Source organism: Bradyrhizobium sp. (assembly GCF_016462955.1).
Lineage (GTDB): Bacteria > Pseudomonadota > Alphaproteobacteria > Rhizobiales > Xanthobacteraceae > Bradyrhizobium.
This window is the reverse complement of the sequence record NZ_JAEMSD010000019.1, coordinates 1-22,978: the sequence shown is the minus strand read 5'-3', so window position 1 is coordinate 22,978 and position 22,978 is coordinate 1. Positions and strand designations below refer to the sequence as shown.

The 22,978-nt window shown below is 64.2% G+C and carries 21 protein-coding genes, 1 tRNA gene and 1 pseudogene; 13 read left to right on the top strand and 10 right to left on the bottom strand.

Annotated features, from left to right (window positions below; all coding sequences use genetic code 11):
* The 8 genes and pseudogenes from JHD07_RS04110 to aroA form a co-directional block, all read right to left on the bottom strand.
* Positions 1-944, bottom strand: a pseudogene (locus tag JHD07_RS04110) (double-strand break repair protein AddB); the annotation flags it as partial.
* A 172-nt stretch (positions 945-1,116) separates the two neighbouring features.
* Complete coding sequence (locus JHD07_RS04105) at positions 1,117-1,839, bottom strand: nucleotidyltransferase family protein (protein WP_291619269.1); 723 nt, start codon at positions 1,837-1,839, stop codon at positions 1,117-1,119.
* A gap of 119 nt (positions 1,840-1,958) precedes the next feature.
* Positions 1,959-2,276, bottom strand: a complete 318-nt coding sequence (locus JHD07_RS04100) for a PilZ domain-containing protein (RefSeq protein WP_291619267.1) — start codon at positions 2,274-2,276, stop codon at positions 1,959-1,961.
* A gap of 88 nt (positions 2,277-2,364) precedes the next feature.
* Positions 2,365-3,885, bottom strand: a complete 1,521-nt coding sequence (gene tsaE, locus JHD07_RS04095) for a tRNA (adenosine(37)-N6)-threonylcarbamoyltransferase complex ATPase subunit type 1 TsaE (RefSeq protein WP_291619264.1) — start codon at positions 3,883-3,885, stop codon at positions 2,365-2,367.
* Positions 3,882-6,386, bottom strand: a complete 2,505-nt coding sequence (locus JHD07_RS04090) for a PAS domain-containing sensor histidine kinase (protein ID WP_291619262.1) — start codon at positions 6,384-6,386, stop codon at positions 3,882-3,884. The genes tsaE and JHD07_RS04090 overlap by 4 nt, the downstream gene beginning before the upstream one ends.
* A gap of 359 nt (positions 6,387-6,745) precedes the next feature.
* Positions 6,746-8,452, bottom strand: coding sequence for a 30S ribosomal protein S1 (gene rpsA / locus JHD07_RS04085; protein ID WP_291619259.1), 1,707 nt, complete (start codon positions 8,450-8,452; stop codon positions 6,746-6,748).
* 268 nt (positions 8,453-8,720) lie between these two features.
* Positions 8,721-9,359: a (d)CMP kinase gene (gene cmk / locus JHD07_RS04080; RefSeq protein ID WP_291619257.1), complete on the bottom strand. Its 639-nt coding sequence runs from the start codon at positions 9,357-9,359 to the stop codon at positions 8,721-8,723.
* Complete coding sequence (aroA, locus tag JHD07_RS04075; RefSeq protein ID WP_291619255.1) at positions 9,356-10,693, bottom strand: 3-phosphoshikimate 1-carboxyvinyltransferase; 1,338 nt, start codon at positions 10,691-10,693, stop codon at positions 9,356-9,358. The genes cmk and aroA overlap by 4 nt, the downstream gene beginning before the upstream one ends.
* Positions 10,694-10,851: 158 nt before the next feature.
* On the opposite strand from aroA, the gene JHD07_RS04070 reads away from it, so the two are divergent.
* From JHD07_RS04070 to JHD07_RS39705, 3 genes are all read left to right on the top strand, one after another.
* Positions 10,852-11,262 (top strand): TIGR02300 family protein, encoded by a 411-nt coding sequence (locus JHD07_RS04070; protein ID WP_291619253.1) that lies wholly within the window; start codon positions 10,852-10,854, stop codon positions 11,260-11,262.
* Positions 11,263-11,356: 94 nt separating this feature from the next.
* Positions 11,357-11,432 (top strand) — tRNA-Ala (locus tag JHD07_RS04065).
* Entirely contained in the window at positions 11,393-11,845 is a 453-nt protein-coding gene (locus tag JHD07_RS39705) for a GIY-YIG nuclease family protein (protein WP_366863941.1), read from the top strand. The genes JHD07_RS04065 and JHD07_RS39705 overlap by 40 nt, the downstream gene beginning before the upstream one ends.
* Before the next feature lie 17 nt (positions 11,846-11,862).
* On the opposite strand, the gene JHD07_RS04060 is transcribed toward JHD07_RS39705, so the two are convergent.
* Positions 11,863-12,321 (bottom strand): MarR family transcriptional regulator, encoded by a 459-nt coding sequence (locus tag JHD07_RS04060; RefSeq protein ID WP_291619251.1) that lies wholly within the window; start codon positions 12,319-12,321, stop codon positions 11,863-11,865.
* A gap of 153 nt (positions 12,322-12,474) precedes the next feature.
* Here JHD07_RS04060 and JHD07_RS04055 point away from each other — a divergent pair, with 153 nt between their 5' ends.
* Complete coding sequence (locus JHD07_RS04055; protein WP_061023501.1) at positions 12,475-12,900, top strand: organic hydroperoxide resistance protein; 426 nt, start codon at positions 12,475-12,477, stop codon at positions 12,898-12,900.
* A 98-nt stretch (positions 12,901-12,998) separates the two neighbouring features.
* On the opposite strand, the gene JHD07_RS04050 is transcribed toward JHD07_RS04055, so the two are convergent.
* Complete coding sequence (locus JHD07_RS04050) at positions 12,999-14,207, bottom strand: hypothetical protein (protein ID WP_291619245.1); 1,209 nt, start codon at positions 14,205-14,207, stop codon at positions 12,999-13,001.
* Between the two features lie 109 nt (positions 14,208-14,316).
* Between JHD07_RS04050 and JHD07_RS04045 the strand changes: the two genes are divergently transcribed.
* The 9 genes from JHD07_RS04045 to JHD07_RS04005 all read left to right on the top strand — a co-directional run.
* Positions 14,317-15,522 carry a CaiB/BaiF CoA-transferase family protein gene (locus JHD07_RS04045; RefSeq protein WP_291619243.1) on the top strand — a complete coding sequence of 402 codons (1,206 nt, stop codon included), beginning with the start codon at positions 14,317-14,319 and terminating at the stop codon, positions 15,520-15,522.
* Between the two features lie 386 nt (positions 15,523-15,908).
* Positions 15,909-17,225 carry a sn-glycerol-3-phosphate ABC transporter substrate-binding protein UgpB gene (ugpB, locus tag JHD07_RS04040; protein ID WP_291619241.1) on the top strand — a complete coding sequence of 439 codons (1,317 nt, stop codon included), beginning with the start codon at positions 15,909-15,911 and terminating at the stop codon, positions 17,223-17,225.
* 48 nt (positions 17,226-17,273) lie between these two features.
* On the top strand, positions 17,274-18,155 hold the full coding sequence (gene ugpA, locus JHD07_RS04035) for a sn-glycerol-3-phosphate ABC transporter permease UgpA (RefSeq protein ID WP_291619239.1): 882 nt from the start codon (positions 17,274-17,276) through the stop codon (positions 18,153-18,155).
* Between the two features lies 1 nt (position 18,156).
* Positions 18,157-19,005 (top strand): sn-glycerol-3-phosphate ABC transporter permease UgpE, encoded by an 849-nt coding sequence (ugpE, locus tag JHD07_RS04030; RefSeq protein WP_291619237.1) that lies wholly within the window; start codon positions 18,157-18,159, stop codon positions 19,003-19,005.
* A 14-nt stretch (positions 19,006-19,019) separates the two neighbouring features.
* Complete coding sequence (locus JHD07_RS04025) at positions 19,020-20,108, top strand: sn-glycerol-3-phosphate import ATP-binding protein UgpC (RefSeq protein ID WP_291619235.1); 1,089 nt, start codon at positions 19,020-19,022, stop codon at positions 20,106-20,108.
* A gap of 271 nt (positions 20,109-20,379) precedes the next feature.
* A complete protein-coding gene (locus JHD07_RS04020) occupies positions 20,380-20,805 on the top strand; it encodes an Hsp20 family protein (protein ID WP_018323442.1) in 426 nt (141 codons plus the stop codon).
* A gap of 50 nt (positions 20,806-20,855) precedes the next feature.
* Positions 20,856-21,128 (top strand): DUF1150 domain-containing protein, encoded by a 273-nt coding sequence (locus JHD07_RS04015; RefSeq protein ID WP_291619230.1) that lies wholly within the window; start codon positions 20,856-20,858, stop codon positions 21,126-21,128.
* 466 nt (positions 21,129-21,594) lie between these two features.
* Positions 21,595-22,236, top strand: coding sequence for a helix-turn-helix domain-containing protein (locus tag JHD07_RS04010; RefSeq protein ID WP_291619229.1), 642 nt, complete (start codon positions 21,595-21,597; stop codon positions 22,234-22,236).
* Positions 22,233-22,978 (top strand): 2Fe-2S iron-sulfur cluster-binding protein (locus JHD07_RS04005; RefSeq protein ID WP_291619228.1); only part of this gene is annotated, 746 nt, incomplete at its 3' end. The genes JHD07_RS04010 and JHD07_RS04005, both read left to right, overlap by 4 nt.

Genomic DNA, 22,978 nt, shown 5'->3' with positions numbered 1-22,978 from the left:
TCGCGGCCGTCTTGCGTCGGCGGCTGCAATATCTCGACGTCACTGCGCTTGATACCGAAGCGTTGCAGCAGCGCATTCATCGCGTATTGCGGGTGGTTCGAGGCGGGATGCTCCGCAAATTTGCCGAGCGCATCGCGCACGCCGCCGATGCTGCGCCAGGCGTCATCGTCGAGATCGGTGTCGAGGCCGGGCAGCACCACGGCGCCATGCGGCAACGAGGCGACGGCATGCAGGAATTTCGCGGTCGCGGGCATCGAGCCGGTCGAGCCCGCCGCGATCACGGGACCATGGCGATGCGCGGTCAGCCGTTTGGCTTCCGCCGCGATCAGGAGATCGCGCCGCGCCGCCGGCTCGATCCGGTTGATCTCGGCGAGATGTTGCGGCCAAGCAATGCGCGCGATGCGCAGGAATTCGAGCGAGTGCTGCCAGTAACGGTCGAGATTGTCGGGCACGAGCCCATCGAGCGCGCTCCAGTCGACGCCGCGCGTCACCATGTCGTCGATCAGGCGCGCGAGGTCGCCGGCGAGCGCAAGCGTCGAGGCGGGGCCGCCGACCACCAGCGGCGAGAGAACGGGGCCCTTGGCCCAGGCCGCGACCAGCTGCGCCAGCGTCAGCCGCCGTTCCAGCTCGCCGAGCCGCGGCGGAATGTCGAGCGCCGCCGCACCAGAAAACTGCTCGCCCTCGCCGGCGAAAGCGAGCTCGTCCTCGTCGATGTCGCCGAGCGCGACGATGCGCGGCAGCACGACCGCATCCGTCTTCATCTCGTCGAGGAAGACCTCGCGCACAACGCGCATCGCACGCCGCGTCGGCAGGTACAGCGTCGCATCCGCAAGCCGCGCTGGCTCCTTGCGTGCCTCGAACCCGTCGACCAGCCGGCCGTCGAGCAGGCTCGAAACGACCGCGCGCAGGAACGGAACTGAGAGAGGAACGCTGAAAACGCGCATGGGCTGCCTGATTCGGAAGATCAGGCAATATAGGGAGACGAGATCAAATGGTCATGGGTGCGGGTGACGTCGTCCCCACTCTCCCACTGTCATTCCGGGGCGATGCGAAGCATCGAACCCGGAATCTCGAGATTCCGGGTTCGCGCTTGCGCGCGCCCCGGAATGACGGGGTTTACGCCACGCTCTCCAGGAACGCCTCTTCGGCCGCATGCACCGCATCGGGCGTGCCGACATGCATCCAGACGCCGTCGAGGCGGAGGCCGAACAGCCGCTCCTGCCCGCCCGCACGGTCGAACATCTTCGTCAGCGAGAATTCGCCCCGAGGCGCATCGGCGAAGATCGCGGGCGACATGATCGCCGCGCCGGCATAGACGAACGGAACGACCTCCTTCTCCTTGCGCTTGCGCAAGGCGCCGTCGGGCAGCATGCCGTAATCGCCACGGCCGCTATAGCCGATGCTGGTCGTAGTCGGCGCCATCAAGAGCAGGATGTCCATGCGCGCAGGGTCGAAATTCTCCGCGAGCCGCGTCAGGTTCGAGCGCACGCCGTCGATCCACAGCGTATCGGAATTGACGTGGAAGAAGGGGCCGTCGCCGAGCAGCGGCAGCGCCTTGACCACGCCGCCGCCGGTGCCGAGTACCTGGTCGCGTTCGTCGGAGATGGTCACGCGCGGGAGCTGGCGCGATGCGACGTGATCGATGATCTGGTCCGGCAGGTAATGCACGTTGACCACGGCTTCGGTCACGCCCGCCTGACCGAGCTTGTCGAGCACGTGGTCGAGCAACGGCCGGCCCGCCACCGGCACCATCGGCTTCGGCATCTTGTCCGTCAGGGGGCGCATGCGCAGGCCAAACCCTGCGGCAAGCACCATGGCTTTGGTCGGTTTGACCGGCATCCTTTGCTTTCTCAGATCTCTCGCATTCGCAGCAAATCCTAGCACGGGACTTGATCAGCTGCACCGCACCTCAACCGCCTTAACCACCCGCCGTGACGGTTGTGCGACGGGTGTTGCCGTCACGTCCCAACGGCTGTGGAACGCGCCTTTTTCTTCTTCTCGCCGACCTTGAGGAAATTGACGCCGATCTGGTCGCCATTGACCCAGGCCAGTTCACAGCGCCGATACGCGAGCCCGGTCGACGACAGCAGGAGAAAAAATTCCTTCAGGTGGAGGCCTTCCACCGAGCCGTCGATGGTCAGCTTGGCGCCGGTATCGGAGACGTCCTCCATGGTGCATTCGCGCCGCCAGGTGCCGTCAATGCCCATCATCTGGGCCGGAACTCCGCGTTCGAAAACAACCCGGTTGTTGACGCGCTGATCCGCTTTCGCCGCCATCTGCCCTTGCTCCAGCCCCGTCATGATCCGGCTGCTTTGCCCTGAGAATACCGACATCTTGGCTAACAGCCGGTAAATCGGGCCCCGATCAGGCTCGAGGGGGCGGGACGTTGGCGAGATACCACTCGCGCAACACGGCAAGCGCTGGATGCGCCAGCGAGCGCTGGAGATAGGTCCAGATCCGCGGCTGGTGACGGAGGTAATGCGGCTTGCCGTCGCGGCGGTTGAGGCGGGCGAAGGTGCCGAGCAGGCGTGTGTTCCGCTGCGCCGACATGATCGCGTAGCTCTCGGCGAAACCGGCCGCATCGAAACTCGGATCGCTTGCGCGGCGCGTCTTGATGTAGCGCGACAGCAGCGCCAGCTCGATGTTCTCGGGCACGTCGATGCGGGCGTCCTGGAGCAGCGAGACGACGTCGTAGGATTGCGGTCCGAGCACGGTGTCCTGGAAGTCGATCACGCCGACGCGTTTGATGGCGTCGCGGTCAGCGAGCCAGATCAAGTTCGGCGAGTGATAATCGCGGATCACCCACGTCTTCGGCCCGGCCAACGGCTTTTTCAGCAACTCGCGCCACAGGGCGAAGAACTCTGCGTTCTTCTCATCGCTCAGCGGTGCGTTGCGATCGGGCAGATACCATTCCGGCATCAACCCGATCTCGATCAAGAGCGCCTCGGTGTCGAAGTCGGGAATGGTGTAGGTCTGATCGGGCAGTTGCAGCGTGCGCGGCAATGTTCTTCTGTGCAGTACGGCCAGCACGTCGGTCGCAGCTTCGTAACGTTCGACGATCGGGCGCGGCGGATCGCCTTCGATCACGCCTTCGCTGCCGAAATCCTCCGAGATCAGGAAGCCGTGGTCGAGATCGTAATGGTGGATCGCGGGCGCCGATATCCCTACCACACGCAAGCCTTCGTCCATGGCAACAAAAGGCCTGATGTTCTCGGCCAGATGCACCGCGGCGCTGTAGGATTTTCCGTTGTACAGCGCTGCACCATCAGGCCGCTGCGGAAAGTTCATGAGGATGAAGATCTCGTCCTCGCGCAGCAGCCGCGCATAGGAGCGGGTGGAGGCATCGCCGGCCATGCGCTTGCGCGTCGCGTCGATATAGCCGGAGGTATCGAGGAATTCGCGCAGCGCCTGCAGCCGCGCAACGATGGCGGCGGCCTTGCCGTAGCCGGTGATGTCGGCGGCGCGCGCATTCGAGCCCAGCGCGGGGCGATGCGTCAGCGCGATGTCGATGCGGTCTTGCGGCATCGCTGAGGGCGCCCGCTCCGGCCACTCGATCAGCGCCAGCGTTGCGTCCGGTAGCGGCGACAGACCGATCTCCTCCAGCTCGCTCTCGTCCTCGACGCGGTAGAGATCGGCATGCATGACCGGGAAAGGCGGCAGCTCATAGCCCTGCACCAGCGTGAAGGTGGGGCTGGGCACCTCCAGCGCCTCGTCCGCTGCGAGATAACGGATCATCGCGCGGGCGGCCGCAGTCTTGCCGGCTCCGAGATCGCCGCTGAGCGTGATGACATCGCCGGGACCGACCAGCAGCGCGAGATCGGCCATCAATTGCGCAGTCGCGGTCTCGTTGTGGAGCGCGACGGAGAATGTGGTCGGCGCGCTCATTCGGCGGCGTCGCGATGCGCCGCCTGGTCGGTCGGGAAATCGCAGATCACGACCGTGCCCCGGCCGACGACCGAATCCACCCGCACCTTGCCGCCATGCAGCTCGACGAAGGAGCGCACCAGCGACAGGCCGAGCCCGGCGCCGCGGTGACGCGAGCCCTGCGAGCGGCTTTCGAACCAGTTGAACACCTTGTCCTTCATGTCGGCAGGTATTCCAGGTCCCGAATCTGTCACGGTGAAGACCACGCTGCGCTCGGTGCGGCGCGCGCTGATCCCGACGGTGGAATCCTGTGGAGAAAACCCGACGGCGTTGGCGAGGAGGTTATAGAGCACCTGCACCACGCGCTTCTCGTCGCCGATGAAGCTGCCGACGTCGGGCGCGATCTCGATCTTGAGGCGGATGCGGTCGGTGGCGAGCCGGTCCTGGATCCCCTCGGCGGCGAGCTCGATGGCCTTGCTGACGTCGACCTGCCCGAGTTCCAGCTTCATCGCGCCGGCGTCGATGGTTGCAAGATCCAGGATGTTGTTGGTGAGCGCGAGCAGCGCGTTGGTCGATTTGGTGACGTAGTCGAGATATTCGGCCTGCTTCGTTGTCAGCGGTCCGGTCGAGGGATCGCTGAGGAAATGCGCAAAGCCGATGATGGTGGTGAGCGGCGAGCGCAGCTCGTAGGAGACGTGGTGGACGAAATCCACCTTCATCTGGTCGGCGGCTTCCAGCGCCTCGTTGCGCTCGCGCAGCGCGCGTTCGACATTCTCGGTGTCAGTGATGTCCTGGAACGTCAGCATGGTGGCGCCGTCGGGCAGCGGCCGGATCATGCCGTCGAGCACGCTGCCGTCCCTGCGCTCCAGCTTCAGCGGCACGTCGGCGCGGTTCTCGATCGAGGTGATGGCCTCGCGGATCTGGCGCCAGACCACGGGATCGTCGAACAGCTGGTGGCACCAGCCTTCGACCGTCTGGATGTGCGGTGCGTCGCGCATGGCGTCGCTCGACAGCTTCCACATCCGGACGAAGGCCGGATTGAACAGCTGCGCCTTGCCGTTGCTGCCAAACACGGCGACGCCCTCGGCGAGGCTGTCCAGCGTCTCGCGCTGAACCCGGATCAGGCCATCGAAGCGGCGGGCGAGGTCGAGGCTTTCAGTGACGTCGTCGAACAGATAGGTGACGCCCCCTTCCGGGTTCGGCGTGGTGACGACCGAGAGCGCGCGCCCGTCAGGCAGGAACCAGGTGTCCTTGGCAGTCTCGACGGCGCGATAGGCTTCGTGCAGCTTGGCCTTCCAGGCGCGGAAATCCGGCTGCTCGGGCAGCTTGCGCCCGGCGCGGAGCTGATCGAGCACGCTGGAATCGTCGGGATTGGCGTCGAGGAAGGTGCGGTCGAGGTCCCACAGCCGCCGATAGGAATCGTTGTAGAAGGCGAGGCGGCGCTGGCCGTCGAACACGGCAACGCCGGAGGAGAGCTGGTCGAGCGTGCGGCGGTGCGCCTCCGCCATCCGCACCAGCGCCGAGCTCAGCGCAGCCGCCTCGCTGGCATCGATCGCGATGCCGACGCTGCCGCGGCCGACATTGACGGCGCGCACGTCGTAGATGCGGCGTTCGCCGCCGATCACGATTGGCAGCCGCGATGTGAAATCGGCGGCGTCCTTCAACCCCCGCTCCATCGCGGTGCGGTCGGCGCTGTCGAGCAGTTCGAGCTGGCGCTCCTGAACATCGGCGACACTGGTCGCCTCGGTGGCGCGCACATAAGCCGGGTTGGCGTAGGCGAGCGCGCCGTTCTCGCCCTTGGCCCAGATCGGCCAGGGGGCGGCGGCGGCAAAGCCGCGCAGCATCTCGGTCTCGTCGGAGAGCGTCTTGTAGCGCAGATTGGTCTCGGCCAGATCGCGCCGCAGTCCGGAGAGCTCGCGAATGCGGACAATCGCCTGGCCGCCGATGGCGCGGCCCATGGCTTCAAGCGTATGGCCATGCGCCGTGGTCAGGGTCAGCTGGAAGCCGTCGCCGCGGTCGCGCAGCGCATCGACCGCGCGGTCCATTTGCAGCGCCGGTTCCGGCGGCAGCCAGGTTCCGAACGCCAGCACGCGCTGCGGCGAGGAGTCGCGCGGCATCACCATCGATATGTCGCCAGAAATCTGCGCGCGGTTGTCGCCGGCCGGCCAGGAGATCAGGATTTGCGGCTCGGCAAACAGCAGCGCGCCGAGGCGGTCGGCCTGGAGCTGCAGTTCCCTGATGCGGGCGCGCAGCCGCGCCTCGTTCCTGACCGTGCGCACGCGCGTACGCATCAGCAGGATCGCAGCCACCACCGAGAAGCCTAGCAGGGCCAGCGCGGTGGCAAGCACCGCGAGTTCCTGCCGGTTGAAATCCAGCATGGTGGAGAGGGTGTCGATGAGATCGGCAGCCTCAGCCGGCGCAGCCGGCAGCAGCGCTGTGAGAGCGCCTCCCACCAAGCCGTTGCGCGCCAGCGATGTGCACGACAGCAGCGTCCGACGCATCGACACGATCACGCCTGACATAGTTGCCCCAAGACGCGGAATTCAGGACCGCACGAATCTGCGCGCGGCGACCCCCGTCGCGCGCGAATCAAAAGACAATACCCTCACCGTGACTCCGCCGGTAAGAGTCCAGATCGTGAACGCGAAGGCGGCCCCACAAAAATGGCCGGCGCCGGGTTCCGGCTTACGTGCTTCCTCGAGTGATTCGGCTGGGATTACCGTGTGTTAGCGGCAATGGAGTCGACCTAAGCCCATTCCGCCCCGGATGATGCTGCGGCGCTCCCGAGAGCTGCGCCCGTCGAGGATGGTTGAATACGAAGCGTAATCAAAAAGGCCCCGGCTTGCGCCGGGGCCTTGATGCGGCGAAACGGAGGTTTCGCTTACTTGCTGTCGCGGTTCTTGAGCGCGGTGCCCAGGATGTCGCCGAGCGTCGCCCCCGAATCGGAGGAGCCGTATTGCGCGATGGCTTCCTTCTCCTCGGCGACTTCGAGCGCCTTGATCGACACCTGGACCTTGCGGGCCTTCTTGTCGAACTGGATCACGCGGGCATCGACCTTCTCGCCGACGGCGAAGCGTTCGGCACGCTGGTCGTTGCGGTCACGCGCGAGCTCGGAGCGCTTGATGAAGGTCGAGAAGTCGGTACCGGCGATCTTCACCTCGATACCGCTCTCCTTCACTTCGAGCACTTCGCAGGTCACGACCGCGCCCTTCTTGACATCGCCCGGCTCGGCGAAGGGGTCGCCTTCGAGCTGCTTGATGCCGAGCGAGATGCGCTCCTTCTCGACGTCCACATCGAGCACCACGGCCTTCACCATGTCGCCCTTCTTGTAGTTGTCGATCACCTGCTCGCCCGGAAGCTTCCAGTCGAGGTCGGAGAGATGGACCATGCCGTCGACATCGCCCTCGAGACCCAGGAACAGGCCGAACTCGGTCTTGTTCTTGACCTCGCCCTCGACCACCGAACCGGTCGGGTGACCTTCGACGAAGACCTCCCAGGGGTTGCGCATGGTCTGCTTGAGGCCGAGCGAGATGCGGCGCTTGACGGAGTCGACTTCCAGCACCTGCACGTCGACTTCCTGCGAGGTCGACACGATCTTGCCGGGGTGCATGTTCTTCTTGGTCCACGACATCTCGGAGACGTGGATCAGGCCTTCGATGCCCGGCTCGAGCTCGACGAACGCACCGTAGTCGGTGATGTTGGTGACGCGGCCGGTGAAGCGGGCACCCAGCGGGTACTTGGCTTCGATGCCCTGCCACGGATCGTCCAAGAGCTGCTTCATGCCCAGCGAGATGCGGTGCGTCTCGTGGTTAATCTTGATGATCTTGACCTTCACGGTCTGGCCGATCGAAAGCACCTCGGTCGGGTGGTTGACGCGGCGCCACGCGATGTCGGTGACGTGCAAGAGACCGTCGATGCCGCCGAGGTCGACGAACGCACCGTAATCGGTGATGTTCTTGACCACGCCGTCGATGACCTGCCCCTCTTCGAGGTTCTGCACCAGCTCTTGGCGCTGCTCGGCGCGGGTCTCTTCGAGAACCGTGCGGCGGGACACCACGATGTTGCCGCGGCGGCGGTCCATCTTCAGGATCTGGAACGGCTGCGAGTTGTTCATCAGCGGGGCGACGTCGCGGATCGGACGGATGTCGACCTGCGAGCGCGGCAGGAACGCCACGGCACCGTCGAGGTCGACGGTGAAGCCGCCCTTGACCTGGTTGAAGATGACGCCGTTGACCTTCTCGTTGTTCTGGAAGGCCTTCTCGAGCTTGCCCCAGCTTTCTTCGCGGCGCGCCTTGTCGCGCGACAGCACGGCCTCGCCGAGGGCGTTCTCGATGCGATCGAGGAACACTTCCACCTCGTCGCCGACCTTGAGGTCGCTCTCACGGCCCGGGCCGGAAAATTCACGCAGGGCCACGCGGCCCTCGGTCTTCAGGCCGACGTCGATGACGGCCATGTCCTTTTCAATTGCAACAACCTTGCCCTTGATGACGGAGCTTTCCTGCAGGTTGCCGCCCGCGAAGGACTCGTCGAGCATCGCAGCGAAATCGTCGCGCGACGGGCTATAGGTATCAGCAGAAGTCGAAGCCATTTGTTCTCCAGTTGCGGATGTCTTGCCGGCCGTTGGGTTTCATGGGCGCATCGCACGCGCAGTGTCGGAAGGTCCGCAAAACCTTCGAGCGACCGCTCGCTGCTCGGCCAGAAGACCCGAAACAGCGGTAGCGGGCCGGCAGGGCCCGCGCGTTCGATACGTGGAAATCTTGTGTCCGGAGCCTGATCGCGCCGGTCCTCAAACGAAGAACCGGGAGTATCGACCTCAAAGAGCGGGAGCGGGCACTTCCTCCAATGACGGCGGCGGCTTAACCCCGCGACCGGCCCGCTCGGACAGCCTCGATAATGTCGATGGCGGCCCGGACGCCGCCTTCTATATCCAGTTGGGAGTTATCTAGCAAGTAAGCATCCGGGGCCGGCTTTAAAGGCGCAATCGGCCGGTTCTGGTCGCGTTCGTCGCGCTGGATGATGTCGGCGAGCACGGCCGCCTCGTCCGCTTCCTCGCCCCGCGCCCTCGCCTCCATGGTCCTGCGGCGGGCGCGAACCTTGGCATCTGCGACGACGAAGATCTTCACGTCCGCATCGGGGCAGATCACGGTTCCAATATCCCGGCCATCCAGCACCGCGCCAGGCGGATCGGCCGCGAATTGCCGCTGGAAGCTGACCAGGGCTTCGCGAACCCTGGGGATCGCCGAGACGATCGAGGCACCCTCGCCGGCCTTCTGGGTCTTCAACGCGGGATTGCCGAACTTTTCGGGGTCGAGTTCCAATGCGGCCTGTACCGCGGCCACCTCGTCGCGGAGGTCGTGCCCTGACTGCATCAGGGCATAGGCCACCGCGCGGTAGATCACGCCGGTATCGAGGTGGCGATAGCCATAATGGTGGGCAAGGCGCTTGCCGAGCGTCCCCTTGCCCGAGGCCGCGGGCCCGTCGATGGCGATGATCATGAAAACTCGGCCCCTAGCGAGCGCATCATCGGAATGAAATCCGGGAAGCTGGTGGCGATGAATGCGGTGTCGTCAACGGTCACGGGCTGGTCGGACGCGCAACCCATCACGAGCGCCGACATCGCGATGCGATGATCCATATGAGTGGCGACCGTGCCGCCACCGGGGACGTGGCCGCGGCCCTCCACGATCAGGTCGTCGCCGGAGATCTCGACCTTGACGCCGTTGACGCGCAGCATGGCGGCGGTGGCCTCAAGCCGATCGGATTCCTTGACGCGCAGCTCCTGCAGGCCACGCATGATCGTTGTGCCTTCGGCGAAGGCGGCCGCCACGGCCAGCACCAGATATTCGTCGATCATCGACGGTGCGCGCTCCGGCGGCACCTCGACGCCGCGCAGCTTCGAGGCGCGCACGCGCAAGCGCGCCATCGGCTCGCCAGCATCGCCGCGCACCTCGCTCTCCTCGATGGAGGCACCCATTTCGCGCAGCGTGGTGAACAGGCCGGTGCGCAGCGGATTGGTCATGACGTCGGACAGCACGACGTCGGAGCCCTCGACGATCAGCGCCGCAACGACCGGGAAGGCCGCCGACGAGGGATCGGCGGGCACCACGACATCGGCGCCATGCAGCTCGGGCTGGCCGACCAGCGTGATGCGGCGGCCGTGCTGGCCTTCCTGGACCGAGGCGATGTCGGCGCCGAAATGCTTGAGCATCAGCTCGGTGTGATCGCGGCTGGCCTCGGTCTCGATCACTGTGGTGGTGCCGGGTGCGGCGAGGCCCGCCAGCAGCACGGCCGACTTGATCTGGGCCGAGGCGACCGGGGTCTTGTAGGTGATCGGCAGCGGGTCGCGGGCGCCCTGAAGGGTCAGCGGCAAGCGGCCGCCCTCGCCCCCGGCGCTGACCTTGGCGCCCATCTTTTCCAGCGGATCGAGGATCCGGCGCATCGGGCGGCTCCGCAGCGAGGCATCGCCATCGAACACCGCCGAGATCGGGCAGCCGGCGACGGCGCCCATGACCAGCCGGCAACCGGTACCGGAATTGCCGAAATCCAGCGGCGCCTTGGGCTGGGCGAACCCGCCAACCCCGACGCCGTTCACCCTCCAGGCAAAATCACCTGTGCGCTCGACTTTGGCGCCCAGGGCCTGCATGGATTTGGCGGTGTTGAGGACGTCCTCGCCTTCCAAGAGGCCCGAAATCCGGGTCTCGCCGACCGCGAGCGCGCCCAGGATCAGAGCGCGGTGAGAGATCGACTTGTCCCCGGGCACCCGTACTTTCCCGGTCAGGGGACCGCTGGCGCGAGACTGCAGCGGTCTCGGTTGGTCGGAATGGGTCAAGATTGTGTCCTTGGATAGGCCCAGCGGGCCGGGGCGCACGTACCACATGGTCGGTGTCCCGTCACGGGCATGTCGTTCTCCCGTAATGCGCTATTGACAGCGGGCCGCCAACTAGCCAAGTGAAGCACCGCTTTTCAGACATTCCCAGGATTCCTGCCGTGGCCAAGTCCGAACTCGGAACCAAACGCATTTGCCCGACCACGGGCAAGAAGTTCTATGACCTCAACAAGAATCCGGTGATCTCGCCCTATACCGGCGAAGTGGTGCCGATCGCCCCGGTGGCGCCCGCTCGCGTCCCCCGCGGCGCCGAAGCCCGGCACGCAGCGACAGCAGATGCCGCGCCGGAGCCCGCGGAGGCCGAAGAATTGGTCTCGCTCGAGGAGGCCGATGCCGAAGAGAACACCGGTAAGGTCAAGGCCGTGGTGCCCGAATCGGAAGACGATATCGAGGTCGACGAGACCCTCGATGACGATGACGACGACGATTCGACCTTCATTCCCGATGAGGAAGAGGGGGATGAGGACGTGACCGACATCATTGGTGATGTCGGAGGCGATGAAGAGACTTGAGATCAGCCCTGATCTGTGAAAAAGGGTGCACCGCGCGAGTCATCAGGCTCGCCGGTCCGGGGGGATCGACCAGACTCACCCGGTTAAGGACTACGGGGCCATAGCTCAGCTGGGAGAGCGCTTGCATGGCATGCAAGAGGTCGGCGGTTCGATCCCGCCTGGCTCCACCAGCCTTCGCTCGCTTCGCGAGCTTCGGCTGGGCAAGCCTAGGGAAGTCCCTCGTAGCGAAGTGAGCGAAGGCTGCCCCGCCATAGCCCGAAGGGCGACGGCGGGCTCTATCTGCGAGCGCGAGCAAAAGTCCCACACTAGCTCCAGGCTGCTATCCTGCCCTCTGGGAGGAAGCAGAATGAAATACGTCTGTATCCTCGAAAGCCTCGATTCCCAGCATTTCTATGTCGGCGTCACGGACGACCTACGAGCCCGTTTGGCGAAGCATAACGCCGGTGAGGTGTCGCACACCTCGAAATACGGGCCTTGGCGAATTCGGACCTATTTTGCGTTCGATGACGCTGCACGCGCTGTCGCATTCGAGCGATATCTCAAATCTGGCTCGAGGCGAGCATTCGCGAAGAAGCATTTCTGATCGCGCGTAGCAGCCCCCTACTCCCCGATCACCGCATTCAGCCGGTCCCTCAGCGCCACGATCTCGTCCTTCATCGCCACCAGCTGCGCGACCGAGCAATCCGATGCCGCCAGGATCGATGGCGGCACGCTGCGTGCCTTGTCCTTCAGCGCATGGCCCTGCGCCGTCAACGCGATCAGCACCTGACGCTCGTCCTCGCGCGAGCGGGTGCGCTTGACGAGATGGGCGGCCTCGAGCCGCTTGAGCAGCGGGGTCAGCGTGCCCGAATCCAGAAACAGCTTCTCGCCGATCTCCTTCACCGGCACGTCGTCGCGCTCCCACAGCACCAGCATGACCAGATATTGCGGATAGGTCAGGCCGAGCCGGTCGAGCAGCGGCTTGTAGACGCGGTTGAAGGCATGCGCGGCCGAATAAACCGCGAAGCAGATCTGGTTGTCGAGGCGAAGCGGGTCCACCGCCGTTGATTTCCGGGCCATGGGTCATCTTTCAGGGTTCGCCCCATTGTGGGACCGAGCGGCCCGACATTCAATTGCGAACAATTAAATGTGAGGCAGCACAATTTAGATTGCACACAATCTAATTGCCTGCGATAAAGATTGCACCCACCCCCGAGACACAGGGAGACCACAATGTCCGTGAACGTCCTTTACAAGACCAGCGCAAAAGCCACCGGCGGCCGCGACGGCCATGCAGCAACCCTCGACGGCGCGCTCGACGTCAAGCTGACCACGCCGAAGGAGCTCGGCGGCGGTGGCGGCGCCGGCAACAATCCCGAGCAGCTGTTCGCGGCGGGCTATGCCGCCTGCTTCATCGGCGCCATGAAGTTCGTGGCCTCGCAGGGCGGCCCGAAGGTGCCCGCTGATGCCTCCGTCACCTCGACGGTCGGCATCGGTCCGCGCTCGGAAGGCGGTTTCGGCCTCGACATCGATCTTGCCGTCTCGCTGCCGGGCCTTGCTCGCGCGGAAGCCGAGGCGCTGGTCGAGAAGGCGCACCAGGTGTGCCCCTATTCCAACGCCACCCGCGGCAATGTGGACGTACGCCTGACGGTCGTCTGAAGATCAGGAAGTGCATTGAAGCGGCCCGTCACATTCGGTGAACGGGCCGCTTCAATCTGGAAGTTTGAGTAGGCAGACCAGTGACGATTTACCACGGTCTACTCAAGTCGCTTTGTGGCCAACGTTTCGGTGAGAGTAACCATGGCTTCACGCCACTGACTACCCGCCAAGAGTTTGTCCAAATCAACAGCCTTGCCGTCGGCTGTGAGAACTTCCTTTGACCCATTTTCGTAAGGTTTGACATAGCCGCCCACGGCCGCCGCAACGTCCGTCAAATACTTCTCGGCGGCCTCTGCCATTCCAACCCGACGCGCTTCGCTCAGAACTCTAGCTGACCAGACCTTTCCCGTTGGTTCTATGCACGCAATCGTGATCGCCGGCTGCGCCGGAAACTTCCATCTCAGAAACAACGATTTTCCGCCCGGTTCAGGTTCGATGCCCGCCCCGGCCAGTTGATCAACGAGCAGCCGCAACTTTTCCGAAAGTCCTGGGCGCTTGAGTTCGAGTTGAACATAAAACTCTGATTCCGAGCTGGTTTGACTCCGTACACTGGCGGGAGAAATGCCCGAGCCACCCGCCGGTGGATCAATGCGTATCCGATTGGAATCGTCGATCCGGACAATCCCACGCTCCACTATTACAGTCTTTAGAGGAATGCGGGGCACTACCAGCAGACCGCCTTCAATACCTTGCCAAATCGAAAGATCGACTAGCGCTAAACTGGCATGGATACCCGCATGCATTTGCAAATGGCTTGTTAGGGCTTCGACGCCTTCCTGGATACCGTCTCCGATGATGAGGATCAGAAAGTGACCAAGACGAAGCCGGCGCTCAACCGCCTCGATAAATTCCCCCTCATCTGTCTCGGTCGAGACGAAGTTCCAGATTTTGGCATCGGAACTCTTTAGCGCCTTCTGAACAGCATTCTCAAACTGCTCGTAATGCCAACGAGAGATCGCGCGGGCATAGTCCAAGGCTTGCACAACTACTTCTCTGCGAGCTTGGGGATTTTTTACGAGTTTACATTCGCCAAGCACGATCCCACCCGCTGGAGTTATCCAAAGATTGTCCAGGTACCCTGATTCTGTTGGTAGCTCTTTGCATACCGAGACAAGCGGGGTGAACGCGGGCTCAATGTCTCCGATGGGGATTAGCTCAGGGTGCCTGTACACCAGATCTTGGATGAAATTCTCTCGTTGATCGCCGTTATGTCCAAGCCCTCCAAGACTCACTCGCGTCAAAGCTACTGGTTCTTGACCATCACGTTTGAATATTGGAGCTGAATGCCGAGACTTTGGGATTGTCATGTACACCTCTTCAAGGTCATTGTTTCGCCGTTCAACAACCTGAGGTAATCGGCTGGATGATTCAAGAATGTCTTGCTAGAAGGTGCGCGATATCACCTATGGAATGGAAATGACTGCAACAACTGTACCCGGTGCAATGAGCGGACTGCGCGTCATCGATCTCACGCGCGTGCTCGGCGGCCCCTACTGCACCCAGATCCTCGCCGACCACGGCGCCGACGTCATCAAGGTCGAGCCGCCCGCGGGCGACGAGGTGCGCGAATGGGGCCCTCCGTTCCACGAGGAGGACGCGGCCTATTTCGTCGGCATCAACCGCAACAAGCGCTCGATCGGCCTCGACCTCGCCTCCGAGGGCGGGCGCGCCGTGCTGCTGAAGATGCTGGAGACCGCCGACGTCCTGATCGAGAATTTCAAGCCGGGCACGCTGGAGAAATGGGGCATCGGCAACGACGTCCTCAGCAAGAAATTCCCGCGCCTCGTGCATTGCCGGATCTGCGGCTTCGGCGCCGACGGCCCGCGCGGCGGCAATCCCGGCTATGACGCCATCATCCAGGCCATGACCGGCATGATCGCGGCGACCGGCTCGCCCGAGAGCGGGCCAATGCGGATCGGCGTGCCCCTGGTCGACATAACCACCGGGCTCTATGCGGCGATCGGCATCCTGATGGCACTGTCGGAGCGGCAGCGCTCGGGCAAAGGCCAGTTCCTGGAGACAACGCTTTACGAGACCGGCCTTGCGATCATGCATCCGCACACCGCGAACTATTTCATGCATGGCAAGCCGCCTGGTCTCACCGGCAACGAGCACCCGAACCTCGTGCCCTACGCGATCTTCCCGACGAAAACCGACAACATCTTCATCGGCGTCGGCAATGACGGCACCTTCCGCAAGCTGGCGAAGGAGATCGGCAAGCCCGAGCTCGGCACCGATCCGCGCTTTGCCCGCAACAAGGACCGCATCGCCAATCGCGAAGCGCTGCGCGCCGAGCTTGCCGCGGTGTTCAGCCAGCACGAAGCCGAGCCGCTGTGCAACCGCCTGCTCGGCGCTGGCCTGCCCGCGGGTCCCGTGCAGAAGATCGACCAGGCGTTGACGAACCCGCACACGCTCGCCCGCGGCGATATTATCGAGAAGGACTGGTACAAGGGCGTGGCGTCGCCGATCCGGCTCGACCGCTCAAAGCCGAGCCTGCGCCGCGTGCCGCCGAAATTCAGCCAGCACGCCGCGGAAGTGCTGGGCGAGTTCGGCTACTCCAAGGCCGAGATCGACGCGATGGTCGAGAAGGGAACGGTCTGCGGCCCCGAGCGGAAACGCTGAAACGCAATCGCACGTGATCGAGCAGCTAGCGCAGGTGCGCTCCCTCCCCCGCTTGCGGGGGAGGGTTGGGGAGAGGGTGTCTCGGCATTGGGACCCCCAGAGGAGAGAGCCCTCACCCGCGCCTACGGCGCGACCTCTCCCGCAAGCGGGAGAGGTTTCTGAGCCCGCGGCTAATTACTCCACATCAACCGATGCCGCACTGCGGCGCGCGCACGCATGTGCAGCGCGAACGCATGCGGCTGACCGTTCCGTCTTCGCCCTATTTGACGACTTCCCATTGGCAGCGCTTGCCGCTTTCGTTTCTCCCGCTTACACAGTCATGTGAACGTCATACGGCGCTGCTAGCGCAAGCGCTTCTTTAGTGACGGCCAAGGGAGGTTTTCTTGATGGCTCTTCGACATTTTGGCGCGGCTGCGGCTGTCGCGCTCACGGTTGGTCTCGGCGCCTCGCCGGCACTGGCCGTGACCGAAATCCAGTGGTGGCACGCGATGACGGGCGCCAACAACGACGTCATCGTCAAGCTCGCCAACGACTTCAACGGCTCCCAGAGCGACTACAAGGTGGTCCCGACCTACAAGGGCAACTACGCCGACACGATGAACGCCGGCATCGCCGCGTTCCGCGCCGGCAACGCCCCGCACATCATGCAGGTGTTCGAGGTCGGCACCGCCACCATGATGGCCGCGACCGGCGCGGTAAAGCCGGTCTACAAGCTGATGGCCGAGACCGGCGAGAAGTTCGATCCCAAGGCCTACCTGCCCGCGATCACCGGCTACTACTCGACCTCGAAGGGCGAGATGCTGTCCTTCCCCTTCAATTCGTCGTCGACGGTGATGTGGGTCAATCTCGACGCGCTGAAGAAAGCCAATGTCGAGATCCCCAAGACCTGGCCGGAAGTGTTCGACGCCGCCAAGAAGCTGAAGGCGGCCGGCCACGCCACCTGCGGCTTCTCCAACTCCTGGGTCACCTGGGTCAATCTCGAGCAGCTCTCCGCCTGGCACAACGTGCCGCTCGCCAGCAAGGCCAACGGTCTCGACGGCTTCGACACCGTGCTGTCCTTCAACGGCCCGCTCCAGGTCAAGCATCTCGAAAACCTGGTCGAGCTCCAGAAGGACAAGACCTACGACTATGCCGGCCGCACCAACACCGGCGAAGGCCGCTTCACGTCGGGCGAATGCCCGCTCTACCTGACCTCGTCGGCCTTCTTCGGCAACGTCAAGGCGCAGGCCAAGTTCGCCTTCACCGCGGTGCCGATGCCATATTATCCGGACGCCAAGGGCGCGCCGCAGAACTCGATCATCGGCGGCGCTTCGCTATGGATCATGGGCGGCAAGTCGGCCGACGAGTACAAGGGCGTGGCGAAGTTCCTGACGTTCCTCTCCGATACCGATCGGCAGGTCTTCATCCACAAATCGTCGGGCTATCTGCCGATCACCAAGGCGGCCTATGACAAGGCCAAGGCAGAAGGCTTCTACAAGGACCAGCCCTATCTCGAGACCCCGCTGCTCGAGCTGACCAACAAGGAGCCGACCGAGAATTCGCGCGGCCTGCGCCTCGGCAACATGGTGCAGCTCCGCGACGTCTGGGCGGAAGAGATCGAGCAGGCGCTGGCCGGCAAGAAGACCGCCAAGCAGGCGCTGGACGCGGCCGTCGAGCGCGGCAACACCATGCTGCGGCAGTTCGAAAAGACCGCCGTGAAGTAAAGGCGACAAGCGGCAGGCCGGTCGCCCGGCCTGCCGCGCTGGGGCATCATGCAGAAGCAAGCCATTTTCCAGTCGAAGCTGTTGCCCTATGCGCTGGTTGCGCCGCAGCTCGCGATCGTCCTGATATTCTTCTATTGGCCCGCCTTGCAGGCGATGATCCAGTCGTTCCTGCTGCAGGACGCCTTCGGCCTGTCGACCACGTTCGTCTGGTTCGAGAACTATATCGACCTGTTCAAGGACCCCGCCTATTTCGAGGCGATCCTGCGCACCTTCTTCTTCTCGTTCGCGATCGCGGTGTCGTCGCTGTCGTTTGCGCTGCTGCTGGCCGTGATGGCGGACAAGCCGCTGCGCGGCTCGATGCTCTACCGCACGCTGCTGATCTGGCCCTATGCGGTGGCGCCGCCGGTCGTCGGCGTGCTCTGGATCTTCATGCTGCATCCCTCTCTGGGCGTGCTCTCGCGCTATCTGCGCGCGCTCGGCGTCGACTGGAATCCGCTGCTCGACGGCAACCAGGCCGCGACCCTGATCATCCTCGCCGCCGCCTGGAAGCAGATCTCCTACAATTTCCTGTTCTTCCTCGCCGGCCTGCAGAGCATCCCCAGGAGCGTGATCGAGGCGGCAGCGATCGACGGCGCGCGTCCGATGCGGCGGTTCTGGACCGTGATCTTCCCGCTGCTGTCGCCGACCATCTTCTTCCTCCTGGTCGTCAACATCGTCTACGCCTTCTTCGACACGTTCGGCATCATCGACACCATGACCCGCGGCGGTCCGGGCAAGTCGACCGAGACGCTGGTCTACAAGGTCTATACCGACGGCCTGCTCGGCGGAAACCTCGGTAGCTCCGCGGCGCAATCGGTGATCCTGATGATCATGGTGATCGTGCTGACGGGCATCCAGTTCCGCTTCGTCGAACGCAAGGTGACCTACTGATATGGTCGAGGAAGAAGGCTTTCGGCGCTACGTCGCCCACATCATCCTCTGGATCGGGATCGCGATCGTCGCCTTCCCGGTCTACCTCGCCTTCGTGGCGTCGACGCAGGACAACGCGGTAATCGCCAACGGGCAGATGTCGCTGCTGCCCGGCGGCCATTTCTTCGAGACCTACTACCAGACCATCTTCGTCGGCACGAGCGGTTCGACCCGCGAGCCGGTCGGCAACATGATGCTGAACTCGCTGGTGATGGCGCTCCTGATCGCGGTCGGCAAGATCGCGATCTCGATCATCTCGGCCTATGCGATCGTGTATTTCCGCTTTCCGTTCCGGATGGCACTGTTCTGGCTGATCTTCATCACGCTGATGCTGCCGGTCGAGGTCCGCATCTATCCGACCTACAAGATCGTCGCCGACCTGCACATGCTCGACAGCTATGCCGGCCTCTCGCTGCCGCTGATCGCCTCGGCCACCGCGACGCTGCTGTTCCGCCAGTTCTTCATGACGGTGCCGGACGAGCTCCTGGAAGCCTCCCGCATCGACGGCGCCGGCCCCTTCCGCTTCTTCTGGGATACGCTGCTGCCGCTGTCGCGCACCAACATGGCGGCGCTGTTCGTGATCCTGTTCATCCTCGGCTGGAACCAATATCTCTGGCCGCTCCTGATCACCACGCGCGACGATATGCAGACCATCCAGATCGGCATCCGCAAGATGATCACCACCACCGACGCGCTGACCGAATGGCCGATCGTGATGGCGACCGCCGTGCTTGCGATGCTGCCGCCGGTGCTCGTCGTGGTCGCCATGCAGAAGCTGTTCGTGCGCGGACTGGTCGAGACCGAGAAGTAATCAAGTGAGTTTTCATGGCTAACGTCACCCTGCGCAACGTCCGCAAGACCTATCCCGGCGGCTTCGAGGCCATCAAGGGCGTCGACGTCGATGTCGGCGACGGACAGTTCTGCGTGCTGGTCGGCCCTTCCGGCTGCGGCAAGTCCACGCTGCTGCGCATGGTCGCAGGCCTGGAGACGGTCACCGGCGGCGAGATCGACATCGGCGGCCGCATCGTCAACGGCATCGAGCCCGCCGACCGCGACATCGCCATGGTGTTCCAGAACTACGCGCTCTATCCGCATATGAGCGTCTACAACAACATGGCCTATGGCCTGCGCAACCGCGGTATGGCGGAAGCCGAGATCAGGACCCGCGTCGACGAAGCCGCGCGCATCCTCGAGCTCACGTCGATGCTGGAGCGCAAACCGCGCCAGCTTTCCGGCGGACAGCGCCAGCGTGTCGCCATGGGCCGCGCCATCGTGCGCCAGCCGAAGGTGTTCCTGTTCGACGAGCCGCTGTCCAATCTCGATGCGAAACTGCGCATCGCGATGCGGGTCGAGATCCGCAAATTGCAGCGCCGGCTCACCACGACGTCGATCTACGTCACCCACGACCAGCTGGAAGCGATGACGCTTGCCGACATCCTCGTCGTGATGAATGGCGGCCAGGTCGAGCAGGTCGGCAATCCGCTGGCGATCTACGAGAAGCCGGCGACGACCTTCGTCGCCTCCTTCATCGGCGCGCCGCCGATGAACCTGATGTCGACGCGCCCCGAGGAGATCCGCTCGCAGCTCGCCGGCAGCGCCGCGGCCGACGCCGGCATTCTCGGCATCCGCCCGGAAGACTTCGTCATCACCGACCAGACCCCGGATGGCGGCGTTGCGCTGCCGCTCACCGTGGAAGCCATCGAGCGCGTCGGTGCCGAAACCTTCGTCTACGGCTCCCGGGAGCAGGAGGAGCAGCGCGTCGCCGCCACCCCCGGCGAGCTGCCGCCCGGCGAGATCATCGTCCGCATCCCCGGAACCGACGCCCCCGCGATCGGCACGCGGATCCGCGTCGCGGCGGTGCGCGCCAAGCTGCATCTGTTCAGCGCCGACGGGCGGACGCGGCTCGAGGCCTGAGGGGTTCTCAGAGCCAAACACCAAAGTGCGAAAACAACCCCATGCACAGTAGAAGTGGGGTTGTTTTCATTAGAGAATATCCAGCGACAGAATCGTCGTGCCAGAACAAGCCCGGCCGCGACGATCCGCGACTATCCGAGGGCGCAGCGCCCGTCCGCAGCCTCCGGCTACGTCCTTGAACCCACAGCAGAACGTGCCCATATTGCTGCTCAAGGGGTGCCACTACGGGCCCCGACACACCAAAGTCGCTTCTGCGAGGACTTTGTAAACTATGTCTCGTGTTCCAACGCTCTCCAGTCCCTTCCTGCTGGGCTTCGACGAGATCGAGCGCGTGCTCGACCGCGTCGTCAAAGGCGCCGACGGCTACCCTCCCTACAATATCGAGAGGTGCGGCGGCGCGGACGGCCAGCCCGAGCGTTTGCGCATCACGCTGGCGGTCGCCGGATTCACCCGCGATCAACTCGATGTAACCATTGAGGAAAACCAGCTCGTGATCCGCGGGCGGCAGCAGGACGACAAGTCCCGGCAGTACATCCATCGCGGCATCGCCGCGCGCCACTTCCAGCGCACCTTCGTGCTGGCGGAGGGGATGCTGGTGCTGGGCGCGGATCTGAAGAACGGGTTGTTGTCGATCGATCTGGCCCGACCTGAACCGGAAAGGATCGTTAAGACAATCGCTATCAATGAGCACGAATAATGGAACGAGTAGCGGACTCGACCGCTTAGTGTTCCAGAGGAGTCGAGACCATGAGTGAAGGTCACGTTGCGTTCGAATACGAAGCCAAGAACGTCTCTACAGAGACGCTGGCAACCCTGGGCGAAGGCCATATCGCCTATGTGAAGCAGATCCGCTCAGAGGACGTGCCGGGCCTGTTCCCCGAGGCGCCCAAGATTGCGCCGGGCCTCAAGCTTTTCGCGCTCCATGCCGCCGACGGCACGCCGATCATGCTGACCGACAGCCGCGAAGCCGCGGTCGCGAATGCCTGGAGCAACGAGTTGCAGGCGGTGAGCGTGCACTAAAGCGCGCGCGTCGCACGAATAGAGTTTTGGCGGGCATGCCTTCGCAAGAAGGCGTGCCCGTTTTCGTTTGAGAGGTAGCGTTTTCGCGTCGCCATGCCAGCCAACGGAATTCGGCGATGGCCCTGTCGTGCGGCAGGGACATTGCATATGGATGACCGCACGATGCGGCGGCATCGGCGGTAGGCTCCCTCCTCCCGCTTGCGGGAGAGGGTTGGGGAGAGGGTGTCTCCGCAAAGGGGCGACCCCCAAGAGGAAAGAACCCTCGCCCGCCGCGCGCGGGACGATGCTTCGCATCGCCCGGGGCGCGTCGGCCTCTCCCGCAAGCGGGAGAGGCGGCGCAAGCCCACGGTCCTCGCGAAATCCATATCGATCCCTGCGCGTGCGGGGCAGCCCTGGTTCCTGCGCGTACAAGACCGTCATCAATCCGTGATTTGACATTTCATTCGTGTTTGTCAAATCTGACAAAATGCAAGCCAAGGCCCCTCCCCAGGACCGGATCCTCGACGCCGCCTTGCGCGTGTTCCGGCGCCACGGCTTCCGCCGCTCCTCGATCGAGCTGGCGGCGGAGGAAGCCGGGCTGACGCGGCAGGCGCTCTATCATCACTTCGCCTCCAAGGAGGCGCTGTTTCGCGCCGTGCTCGAGCGGATCTACGAGCATGGGCTCGCGGCCGAAATCGCGGCGGCGCAGGCGGCGGAAGAAGCGGGCCTCGATCTGGCCGACATCCTGGTCGCAGAGATCGGCGCGCGAATGCAGTCGCTGCTGGCTTCGCTCAAGGACTCGCCCCATACCGAGGAGCTGTTTTCCGAGCACCTCGCGCAGGCGCGCGACCTCTACCAGAGCTATTCCATCCGCTTCGCCGACGAGATCGCGACCACGATCGCGCGGGTGTGCCGCAGGCGAAAGCTCAAGCTCGAAAGCGGCGTCAGCGTGCGCGAGCTCGCGCGCTGCGTCGAGATGGCGATCCACGGCACCAAATCCGCTTTCCCGTCCATGCAGCCGGTCGACGCATTCCTGAAACAGCTCGAGACCATGCTGCGCATGCTGATCGCCGGCGCGATGGCGCCGTCCGCAAGGAAGTCCCACCGCAAAACGGGAGTTCGAAAATGACCAGCACGACCATCAATGGACGGCCTCTGGTGCTGCCCGACGATCCGGATGCGCTCTTGATCGACGTGATCCGCGAGGGCGGCCTCACCGGCACCAAGCTCGTCTGCGGCTCCGGCGTCTGCGGCGCCTGCACCGTGCTGCTCGACGGCGCGCCTGTGGTGAGCTGCCTGCTGCCGGCGCAGGCGGCCGCGGGCAAATCGCTGACCACCATCGAGGGCGTGGGAGCAGCCGGATTGCATCCGGTGCAGAAGGCGTTCATGGCGCACGACGCCCTGCAATGCGGCTTCTGCACGCCCGGCTTCGTCGTCGAAGCCACCGCGTTCCACGACAGCTGGCGCGCGACCAAGGGCACGGCAACACCCTCGCGCGAGGAGATCGCCGCCGCGTTATCTGGACATCTCTGCCGCTGCGGCGCCTATGAAGGCATTTTTCGCGCGGTTGCGGAGGCTTGCTCGGGCCGCTTCGACGGCATTGAGCCCATCGCGCCGCGGCTGGAAGCCCGCGACAAGGTGACGGGACTGGCCCGCTACACGGTCGACATCCACCAGGACGGCCAGCTCGAAGGCGTCATCCTGCGCGCGCACGTCGCGCATGCGAGGATCACCGGGCTCGACCTGGCGCCAGCGCGCGCCATTGCCGGTGTCGCCGCGGTCGTTCCGCTGCTCGACGATGACAACATGGTCCGCTTCGTCGGCGCGCCGATTGCGGCCGTCGCGGCGAGGGATCGCCGCACCGCACTGAA